This window comes from Shinella curvata, from assembly GCF_022899935.1.
Taxonomy (GTDB): domain Bacteria; phylum Pseudomonadota; class Alphaproteobacteria; order Rhizobiales; family Rhizobiaceae; genus Shinella; species Shinella curvata.
The window spans coordinates 1,001,295-1,009,897 of the sequence record NZ_JALJCJ010000002.1 but is presented as its reverse complement, the minus strand read 5'-3'; the positions used below and the strand labels follow the sequence as shown (position 1 = coordinate 1,009,897).

Annotated in this window: 19 protein-coding genes; 17 read left to right on the top strand and 2 right to left on the bottom strand. The window is 59.2% G+C overall.

The features are described 5' to 3' along the window. Positions 1-73: 73 nt before the first annotated feature. The gene (locus tag MUU55_RS11085) at positions 74-421 is read left to right on the top strand and encodes a helix-turn-helix domain-containing protein (RefSeq protein ID WP_244760787.1); all 348 of its coding nucleotides are present in this window, start codon (positions 74-76) and stop codon (positions 419-421) included. Here MUU55_RS11085 and MUU55_RS11080 read toward each other — a convergent pair. Together MUU55_RS11080 and MUU55_RS11075 are read right to left on the bottom strand one after the other, a co-directional pair. Then, positions 372-629 (bottom strand): hypothetical protein, encoded by a 258-nt coding sequence (locus tag MUU55_RS11080; RefSeq protein WP_244760786.1) that lies wholly within the window; start codon positions 627-629, stop codon positions 372-374. The two genes, MUU55_RS11085 and MUU55_RS11080, sit on opposite strands and share 50 nt — an antisense overlap. A gap of 14 nt (positions 630-643) precedes the next feature. After that, positions 644-892 carry a hypothetical protein gene (locus MUU55_RS11075; RefSeq protein WP_244760785.1) on the bottom strand — a complete coding sequence of 83 codons (249 nt, stop codon included), beginning with the start codon at positions 890-892 and terminating at the stop codon, positions 644-646. Positions 893-1,084: 192 nt separating this feature from the next. On the opposite strand from MUU55_RS11075, the gene MUU55_RS11070 reads away from it, so the two are divergent. The 16 genes from MUU55_RS11070 to MUU55_RS10995 all read left to right on the top strand — a co-directional run bounded on the left by MUU55_RS11070 (position 1,085) and on the right by MUU55_RS10995 (position 8,580). Then, positions 1,085-1,288, top strand: coding sequence for a hypothetical protein (locus MUU55_RS11070; protein WP_244760784.1), 204 nt, complete (start codon positions 1,085-1,087; stop codon positions 1,286-1,288). A gap of 246 nt (positions 1,289-1,534) precedes the next feature. Next, positions 1,535-2,449 carry a BstA C-terminal domain-containing protein gene (locus MUU55_RS11065; RefSeq protein WP_244760783.1) on the top strand — a complete coding sequence of 305 codons (915 nt, stop codon included), beginning with the start codon at positions 1,535-1,537 and terminating at the stop codon, positions 2,447-2,449. Between the two features lie 233 nt (positions 2,450-2,682). Continuing rightward, positions 2,683-3,033, top strand: a complete 351-nt coding sequence (locus MUU55_RS11060) for a hypothetical protein (RefSeq protein WP_244760782.1) — start codon at positions 2,683-2,685, stop codon at positions 3,031-3,033. A gap of 4 nt (positions 3,034-3,037) precedes the next feature. Continuing rightward, the gene (locus tag MUU55_RS11055) at positions 3,038-3,286 is read left to right on the top strand and encodes a hypothetical protein (RefSeq protein WP_244760781.1); all 249 of its coding nucleotides are present in this window, start codon (positions 3,038-3,040) and stop codon (positions 3,284-3,286) included. After that, positions 3,283-3,699, top strand: coding sequence for a hypothetical protein (locus MUU55_RS11050; RefSeq protein ID WP_244760780.1), 417 nt, complete (start codon positions 3,283-3,285; stop codon positions 3,697-3,699). Before MUU55_RS11055 ends, MUU55_RS11050 begins: the two co-directional genes overlap by 4 nt. Beyond that, positions 3,696-3,905: a hypothetical protein gene (locus MUU55_RS11045; protein ID WP_244760779.1), complete on the top strand. Its 210-nt coding sequence runs from the start codon at positions 3,696-3,698 to the stop codon at positions 3,903-3,905. Before MUU55_RS11050 ends, MUU55_RS11045 begins: the two co-directional genes overlap by 4 nt. A 10-nt stretch (positions 3,906-3,915) precedes the next feature. Beyond that, on the top strand, positions 3,916-4,917 hold the full coding sequence (locus MUU55_RS11040) for a hypothetical protein (RefSeq protein WP_244760778.1): 1,002 nt from the start codon (positions 3,916-3,918) through the stop codon (positions 4,915-4,917). Continuing rightward, a complete protein-coding gene (locus MUU55_RS11035) occupies positions 4,914-5,879 on the top strand; it encodes a recombinase family protein (protein ID WP_244760777.1) in 966 nt (321 codons plus the stop codon). The genes MUU55_RS11040 and MUU55_RS11035 overlap by 4 nt, the downstream gene beginning before the upstream one ends. Before the next feature lie 2 nt (positions 5,880-5,881). Then, on the top strand, positions 5,882-6,337 hold the full coding sequence (locus tag MUU55_RS11030) for a hypothetical protein (protein WP_244760776.1): 456 nt from the start codon (positions 5,882-5,884) through the stop codon (positions 6,335-6,337). Then, positions 6,334-6,546: a hypothetical protein gene (locus MUU55_RS11025; RefSeq protein WP_244760775.1), complete on the top strand. Its 213-nt coding sequence runs from the start codon at positions 6,334-6,336 to the stop codon at positions 6,544-6,546. Before MUU55_RS11030 ends, MUU55_RS11025 begins: the two co-directional genes overlap by 4 nt. After that, on the top strand, positions 6,543-6,731 hold the full coding sequence (locus MUU55_RS11020; protein ID WP_244760774.1) for a hypothetical protein: 189 nt from the start codon (positions 6,543-6,545) through the stop codon (positions 6,729-6,731). Before MUU55_RS11025 ends, MUU55_RS11020 begins: the two co-directional genes overlap by 4 nt. After that, positions 6,731-7,159: a DUF968 domain-containing protein gene (locus MUU55_RS11015; protein WP_244760773.1), complete on the top strand. Its 429-nt coding sequence runs from the start codon at positions 6,731-6,733 to the stop codon at positions 7,157-7,159. The genes MUU55_RS11020 and MUU55_RS11015 overlap by 1 nt, the downstream gene beginning before the upstream one ends. Next, positions 7,156-7,554, top strand: coding sequence for a hypothetical protein (locus MUU55_RS11010; RefSeq protein ID WP_244760772.1), 399 nt, complete (start codon positions 7,156-7,158; stop codon positions 7,552-7,554). Before MUU55_RS11015 ends, MUU55_RS11010 begins: the two co-directional genes overlap by 4 nt. Next, positions 7,547-8,032 carry a hypothetical protein gene (locus MUU55_RS11005; RefSeq protein ID WP_244760771.1) on the top strand — a complete coding sequence of 162 codons (486 nt, stop codon included), beginning with the start codon at positions 7,547-7,549 and terminating at the stop codon, positions 8,030-8,032. The genes MUU55_RS11010 and MUU55_RS11005 overlap by 8 nt, the downstream gene beginning before the upstream one ends. After that, positions 8,033-8,356 carry a hypothetical protein gene (locus MUU55_RS11000; RefSeq protein WP_244760770.1) on the top strand — a complete coding sequence of 108 codons (324 nt, stop codon included), beginning with the start codon at positions 8,033-8,035 and terminating at the stop codon, positions 8,354-8,356. Further along, positions 8,356-8,580 (top strand): hypothetical protein, encoded by a 225-nt coding sequence (locus MUU55_RS10995; protein ID WP_244760769.1) that lies wholly within the window; start codon positions 8,356-8,358, stop codon positions 8,578-8,580. Before MUU55_RS11000 ends, MUU55_RS10995 begins: the two co-directional genes overlap by 1 nt. Positions 8,581-8,603 lie beyond the last annotated feature (23 nt).

Genomic DNA, 8,603 nt, shown 5'->3' with positions numbered 1-8,603 from the left:
GCAATTTCAGTCAATCAGGAAAATTACCAATTTGGCTATTCGTGGCCACAAGCCTCAAAAGTAGATTGCCACAATGGCAAGCACGAAGACGGCAACAGAGCCAAAAGGCATATTCATCAGAGAGTTGATGGAAGCCAGAGGGCTGAAAAACAAGGATATCGCAGAGGCGATTGGTACGAGCGACGTCAATGTCTCGCGCCTTCTAAGTGGGCAGCGCGGCCTTGATCTCGATTGGCTGCACGCGTTTGCGCGCGCGCTTGATGTGCCAATCTGGGAGCTTTTCCAGCCCCCAGGGCGCAACGGTAGAGTATCGGGAGAGACCGAAGTTAAATCCCTGCTGAAAAGAATCGACGGGTTACCTGATGAGGCGATCAACCACGTTTGGCGGCTAATTGACGGTTACGTTTCAGACGCCGAGTGATGTGGACAAAAGGATCGTTGTGATCAATCTGAACCCGCCACTCCCCGCCATGTAGAATTGCCATCGCAATAGAGATTTCAGCGGCTTTGCGTTTGATGACGGTCTCCATCTCCTCCTCAGTCTTTACACCGCTGCCGTAGAGCAGGTCGGCAACGGTCTCCTCAGCCTTGTTGGCATACTTCCGCCTGATCTGGTGGATAATCGCCATGACGCGTTACCCTCCTAGATCGGCTGCATGTTGCTGACTTCCTCGGGTTTTTCGTCGCCGTGGAAATAGATCAGCTTCGGCTCACCGAAGTCGCCGCTTTCAGGGTCACCTTCCATCACGGTCGCGAAGACCATGGGCTTCTGTAGCGCCAGGCGCTCGGCCATTCGCCTCGCGTGCATCACGCTCGTTGCCTGCACCGGGATATCGGGCTTCATGCCGCGCTTGGCTGGGGAGAAGGATTGAACCACGAAAAACTCTGCCATGTTCATGCTCCTTGGGATTTTGGGATGCCCTTAGCATGACTCGAAAACGAGAACGCAACAAGAACAAAGTTAGGAAAATAGTCATACTCGTTAACAGCTACCAGATGTAGCGATTGCACGTAATGAGAGTCGCTTTTTCTTGTGCTCCGGCGGAATCTCGCTATCGTGAAATTGGCTCTGAGGGGGATGGAGATGGCCGAAAAGCCGAAATCGAACAACCGCTATGCGATGCGCGAGGACGGCACTGGATGGTGGGCCGTCTATGACATCTTCACAGGCATGACGGCCGAGGTGAACGGCGTGCCGCAGGACGGGTTGGACATCGAGCAGGCCGACGATCTCGTGGACCTTCTGAACGCTGAGTACATCGCTAGACGTAAGGGGACGACGCATTAAGCGGCCGCCACACGGCGATGAATAGGAAAACTTGAGCCACTATCGCGGTAGACTTGGCGATAGATGCAATTTTAGCTATATTGAGAGAGATCTTAAACGAAAAGCCGCCCCCGGCCAAGGAAAGCGGCTTTCGCGAATGATCAGCAACTTGGCTAGAACACTCTGCACACCCCTAAAATAGTGTTTTTGGGGAAGATTTCTAGCCTTGTTGGGCATCACCTCAACCAATTGAAAAGGCTAGATAATATGACAAATACAAGCAGTTTAGCGATCACCCCCACCCAGCTTACATTTGACCTTGAAATCGTCGTTGAAGCTGAAATCGATGGCGTCGGGATGGGCGTACTCGGGGACGGGACACCATTCCTCACCCTCCGCGGCCTATCTCGGATGTGTGGCGTCGCTATTTCAACTCTCGTCAAGCTTACAGACGAGTGGGGACAAATTCCAACAAAGGGACGCGAGCAGAAAATTCGCGACCTGATTAAGGCTCAAGGTTTTGATGACACCGTCTTCTTTCATGCGGTGAAAAAGAACGGCACGATCCATCACGCTGTTCCAGCCCACGTTTGCATGGCAACTCTCGAATATTATGCCTTCGAGGTTTCTGGGAATGATCACGCGATAAATAGTTACCGCACTCTCGCTAAGAAGGGCTTTACGGACTTTGTCTATGCCCAGGTGGGATACAATCCAGACGGCAAGGTAAGTCTGGCATGGCAGCAGTTTCACGATCGCGTAAGCCTGGTCGCGAATGCTGTCCCGACCGGATACTTCAGCATCTATCAAGAGATCGCCGGCATGATTGTTCCGATGATCAATGCCGGGATCGATGTCGGCCCGCACATCGTGCCAGATATCAGCGTGGGGCAGCGCTGGGCCAAGCACTGGAAGGGTGAAAGCCTAGAGGTCGTGTACGGAGAGCGTAAGCAGTATTTGCACGAATATCCCGTCTACTTCCCTCAGGCGCTCTCAAACCCTCAGACGCCGTATTGCTACCCGGACGAAGCACTAGGCGAATTCCGCAAATGGTTCCGTAAAACCTACCTAGGGGATCACCTGCAGGATTATCTTCAGAGCCAGGCAAAGCTCGGGAAAATCAAACCGGCAATCGCAACGAAAGCGATTGAGGCATTCAAGCCGAAGGCTATCGCGAAGTAGGCTTCGCCCGGAGAAACATCATCGAGCCCGCCCTCACCGGCGGGCTTTTTCGTTCCCACTCCCTTCGCCCGGCCGGTTCGTCCTGCCGGGTTTTTCGTGTGGTGATTCTAGCAGGTTTGGTGGCGGCGGCAAGAAAATTACCAAATCGGCAATTTCCCTATTGACCATTACTTACCATTTCGGTAATTTCTTCTCATCACCCCGACACACCGGGAATATGAGGAGCGCCCCACATGGCACACGAAGCCGACCGCACCGCAGACGCGATCCGCATGAACCTGAGCGATCTGGACGCTGTCATCACGAAGGTCCGCCATCTTCACCGGATCGGCAAGGAAGCCCCGAAGGCTTCGGCCCGCTACCTCGAATACGTCCGCAACATCCACGAGATGAGCGAGCGCGCTGTATCGGTCGGCGGCAAGGGCCCGCTGTTCGACAACAAGCACCAGCCCATTCCCTTCTGCGGCCAGTTGGTCGGCTTCACTGCCGAGCAGATGCAAAAGCTCCGCTGGAAGGGCGTCTTCGACGACATGCCGGCCCGCGCAGCCGTCGAACCTTTCCCCTTCCTCGAAGCTGCGGAGTGATCCCATGGCCGAGCGTATGACCAGCATCCGCCTTCCCGGCTCCAAGCACGTCGGCTTGGCTGATTGGGGCCGAAAGTCCCGCGAGGAGATGATCAAGATGATCCGCGATCACGCTGCGGATCAGAGGTCCATGGCCGACGCCATCCTTGCCGCGTCCGACGATGATTTCCTCGTCGAGACCTACACGGGCGTCCACGTCCACCGTAACCGGGAGGTCATTCATCCGGCCTCTGCTCTGGAGGCTGCGGAATGACGACCGTCGAGAAAAACTGTGCCGCATGCGGGGCACCGATCACGGTTCGTCTGGCCGACCACAAGCGCGGCTGGGGACGGTTTTGCGATAAGTCCTGTGCCGCTGGCTACAAGTGCGGCATGCGCCCCCGTGATGTGAACAAAGGGCACGCCAAGGAAAGCGTGTGGGCTGAGAAGGCATTCAGCGAGCGCGAAGCGGCTGGCGTCGATGAGTGGCCCAAAGTCCCGACCATCAAGGAGCAGCTTGGCCGCAAGGTCAAGGTTCGGCCGATCTACCACTCGCCGTCGAGCTGCCGGAAATGCGGCAAGCGCGTAAACGGTCCCGGTCTTTGTTGGGAATGCGACGAAGCGGAAGAGGCACTCAATGCAATGGAAGCCGGTTGGGATGGGCACAAGACCGGGAGTGCCGCATGACCCGCTGCGACCTCCACACCCACGCCGAGTGTTCATGCATCGCCTCTGGCGTATCCTGCAGGGTTCAGTCGCCGGTCTACCTCATCCTTGAGGAAGCAAACACCGGCGCGGCCAAGCACGGCAACGCCTGCCTGATCCTCCTCGCATTCATTGTTTTCGCAATCGTTATCGGAGCCGGCCTCACGGTCGGGCCGAGCGCAATCTAAGGAGCAACGCATGTCTCAGGATAACCCGTGGGCTTGGTGGCAGGCCGCGCTCGAAGGCAACGTCGGCCCGATGCACGAAGGCCTGCCCGAACAAGGCTACTACCGTACGCGCTTCAAGGGCGGCCAGTGGGAGCCGGTAGCGCTGTGGCGTGACGATGACGGATGCTGGCTGGCGCAGCGTGGCGACAGGATGGTCGATCCGGCCGATGCCTGGAACTTCTGCCGCACGCATCCGGTCACGCATGAAGCATGGAGGAAGGCCATGGACGGCGGCGGCTGGGACGATGAGCCGCCAGCGCCCGCAATGGGGCACAACCTGCCGGCCGATCCTTTCGAAGCGCTCAAGCTGGAATATCAGGCCGAAAAGGAACTTGCCGCCGAACTTCTGAAAAAGGAAGTGAAGACGGAAGATCAGGCCAGCCAGATCGCAATCCTTTCGAAGAGGGTGGCGTCGGTCGCGAAGAAGGCGACCGACCTTCACAAAGTCGAGAAGCAGCCGCACCTGGATGCCAGCCGCGCCGTGGACGACAAATACCGCTACCTCAAGGAAGATCCCGCGGACCTGTCAAAGCAGCTCAAGCGCCATCTCGACCCATTTCTCCTTGAGCAGCAGCGCATCGAGCGCGAACGGCAGGAAGCCGCGCGGCGCGAAGAGGAACGGTTGCGCCGAGAGGCCGAGGAAGCTGCCCGGAAGGCCGCCGAAGCCGATCAGCAGTCCCAAGCCGAGCGTCAGGCCGCTGTCGACCGCGCCCGTCAGCTTGAGCAGGAAGCCGCAGCCAAGGCGAAGGAAGCCGAGGCGAAGAATGCCAGCGCCGGCCGCACTGGTGCCCGCGTATCACTCCGCACGTTCGTCGACGCGAAGGTGAATGACTATCAGGCGGCCGCCACAGCGCTCGTGCTGATGAAGCACCCCGACATTCTCGCCGTCATCGACCAGCTCGCTAAGCGTGCAGTCACGGCTGGCCAGTCTCTTCCGGGCGTCGAACGCGTCGAAACACAGAGGGCCGCATGATGAACGCTCACGTTCCAGCACTCGCCGGCGGCGGACAGGTCATCGCCATTGTCCCGCAGACCTTCGAAGAAACCATGCGCGTGGCGCGCGCCGTCGTCGCCTCCGGCCTCGCACCGGCGGCGCTGATCGGTAAGAAGACCGGCGACGATGCGGCGGCCGCCGTTGCCGTCTGCATCATGTCTGGCGCCGAGCTTGGCCTGAAACCGATGGTAAGCCTTCGCAGCTTCACCGTCATCAATGGCAAGCCCGCACTATACGGTGACGGCCTGATCAACGTCGTCCGCCAGTCGGGCAAGGTCGCATTCCTGAAAACCGGCTACGAAATGCGCGACGGCCAGATGGTCGGCTACTGCCATGCCAAGCGCAGCGATACCGGCGAGGAAAGCCGCGTCGAATTCACCCAAGCGCAGGCTGAACGCGCTGGCCTTTGGGACGATCGGCCAACGATCCGCAAGCAGGTTTGGGAGAACAACCAGAAGGTCTGGAAGGATGGCCAGCCCAACGATGCGCCGTGGTACAAGTTTCGCGAACGCATGATCGCGTGGCGCGCGGCCGGCTACTGCCTTCGCGAACTGTTCGGCGACGTGCTGGGCGGCATACGCGACGAGTTCGAGGCACGCGAAATCGCGGACGCCGACGAAATGCGCGATATCACGCCGGCCGAGCGCCCAGCGCCGCCGAAGCCGCCGGTCCCGCCCGCTCCGCCGGCAACGAAGACCATCGAGGCCGAACTGCCGGTTGATGAGCAGTCGACCGAATCCGAGTTCGACCTCGGCAGCTTCCTTGAAGAACTCGAGACCTCGCTCGCGACCGCGAAGGACTCTGCGTCGGCTGCTGAGATCTGGAACGACTACGACGCGCCGGCCATCCTTGAAAGCAACGGCCACGCCGACATGATCGATACCGCCTACGCGATGCGCGACAGAGCCTATGCCAAGCTCGAAACGCTGAACGGGGGCTGATCATGGCGAAGCGCACCGAAAAGCCCGTCTATGCCTTCATCCGTCGCGGCAATTCGCTCGTGCCGGAAATGCAATACGACCTGCAGGCGCTCGACGGCATCGAGAACGGTCAGCGGGTGAAGCTCGAAATCAAGCAGTGGCGCAACCTTGATCGGCTCAAAGCCTATTGGGCGACCTTGCAGGACTGCATTGACGCCACCGGCTGCGCGCCGAGCAAGGAAGCGCTCGACCAGTATATCCGCCCGGCCGTCAACTTCGTCGACACGATCCGGCTTGCGAACGGCTTTCTGGTCGGTGTCCCGCGCGCCATCAACACCCGCGAATGCGAAGAGCCCGAGATGATCGCCTTTTTCAATGCGGCGACGGAACTGCTCGCGCGCGAGTTCGGCTACGTCCCGCCGACGCCCGAAGAGCGGCGCGGCTTCCATGAGGCTGCGAACGATAGGAGAGTGGCATGAAGATGCGCGTCACCTTCGAAGTCGATCAGAACGAACTCTTCGACATGCTCAAGAAGATGAACGGCGACTTTGCGCCGCTCGGTGGCCGTGTCGTCGGAGAACTGCTGACCAGCGGTACCACCATCCTCGACGCGATCGGCATGGCCGTATACGGCGTCACGGTCGTTTCGAAGCACCCTGTCACAGATACTGTCGGCGGTGCACCATGACCGAAGAACAGCGCCGCATGCTCGCCGCCATGGTCAAGAAGCACCCCGGCATGCGGGTGTCCTCTCTGATGAGGAAGATCGAGGCCCAGATCAAGGTCAACCAGCTTCGTGCCGAGATGGGCTACCGGCCAGAACGGACGGAAGCGCAGAAGGAAATGCTCGCCGGCATCGGGGAGTGGATGTGATGGCTATGCGCATCAACACCGCGGCATTCCGCACCGACCCCGAGCCGCCCAAGCGCCGGCCGAAGAAGCGCAGCGACTATCTCGCGTTCCTCCACGAGCTGCCTTGCGTCGTCACGGGCCGGATTGGCGTTCAGGCCGCGCACCTCTCCTACGCCAATATCTTCCACGGTCATTTCGGCCGGGGCAAGCAGACCAAGGCGCCGGATAGGTTCGCCCTGCCCCTCTGCCCGGAAGAACACACCGCCCAGCACGCGATGAACGAGCGAGCCTACTGGGAGAGCAAGGGCATCGAACCCCACGCGCTGGCGAACACTCTGTTCGGGCTTTGGAACGACTACGACGAGCCCGAGGCTATCACCTACTGCACCAACCGTATCATGCAGGGCCTGGCTGTTGCCGGCCGTCTGCCTTCGAGGGATTTGGCATGACCGACAGCAAGAAGATTGAAGATGGCGGGCCGGCATTTGCACGCGCTGGCGCAGAACATTCGCAAGGTGGAAACTTCGAGCAGGATGGCATGAGCTTGCGTGACTATGCAGCCATCCACGCGGATGTGCCGTGGAATGCCGTGATCGAAACGCTCCGACTGATAGGGAACGAGAATCCAACGATTGAGGCAATCGTCGATTACCGCGCCCGCGTCAAATACGCGGAGGCCGACAGCATGATCGCGGCCCGTAGCAGGCCCAAAGTCTATACCATTGGCGATGCCACTATGGAACGCGTTTTCAAGCCTTCCGGCCTCACGAACGTCTCTGACCTTCAAGCAGTGTTCGACGCGGTCGAGAAGGCGCTGGCCCCCGGAGGGCGCGACGATGAGTGATCTCTCCCCCATTCCGGCGGAAACGCCTATCGCAGATCATGTGGAACGAGCGGTTTCCTTGATGAAAGACGGCGCTCGCATGACGTTAGACACAATCGACGGTAACTCCGGTTTGCTTTCCGCTTTTGGCGGCGAGGTGTCCAGAGAGATTGCACGGCGTTTGCCTGCCATGGAAAACGACCGCCTGCTGCCAGACAACGAGGATTACCGCAAAGGCTACTATGCTGGCTATGCGGACGCCTATGGCGACGCAGGCACTCTGAAAGAGACGATGACAGCGCTCAAAGACGAGGTGGCTATGCTTCGGGAGGCCCTGATGCCTTTTGCGTTTGCCAAGAGCAGTCTCAACTTCGACCGCTTTGACGACGGGAACACGGCCTGGGTAGCTGTAGACGGCGCCGGTTCTGATCGCGTCTACTTCTTCGTTGGCGATGTCATCCGTGCCCGCACCGCTCTTACCACTACGGAGGGCGTGTAGATGACCGAGCGTTGCAAAGCCAATCCTTGCTGTGGCGAACCCTACGGAAAGTGTGAAATCCCACTCCCGCAGCACCGTTCTGGATTGTGGTTCCACAACACCAGTGAGTATCGCGACAACTACGCTGTCGATCAATTCGCTATGGCGATGAAGGTGAAACTCGCTCAGAAGCGCCTTGAGGGGCGCGGCGGATGGGATCGCGAAGACGAATGCTCAAAGGAGTTCCTGTCGCAGCTTCTTCGCGAGCATATCGAAAAGGGTGACCCGATCGACGTGGCAAACTTCGCCATGATGCTCCACCAGCGCGGCGGGATAATCTCGTGATGACCGACATCGAAACCTTGCGCAGTCCTCTTGCTCTCGTCGCTCATCGACAAATCCATTCGGATTGCGGCGGCGCAACTGTGTTCTGCGTCGTCCTCGCGGATGGCTTCATCGTGGATTGCGGGTCTGACGGATATTCGCAGAAGCGCGCGATGATCCTCGCGGAAGCGGTCAACTCATTTGGCCCGGAGAAATTCCTAATGCGGAAGGCAGGTGAAGCATGACCTCCCCCTCCTCCCCCGTAGAC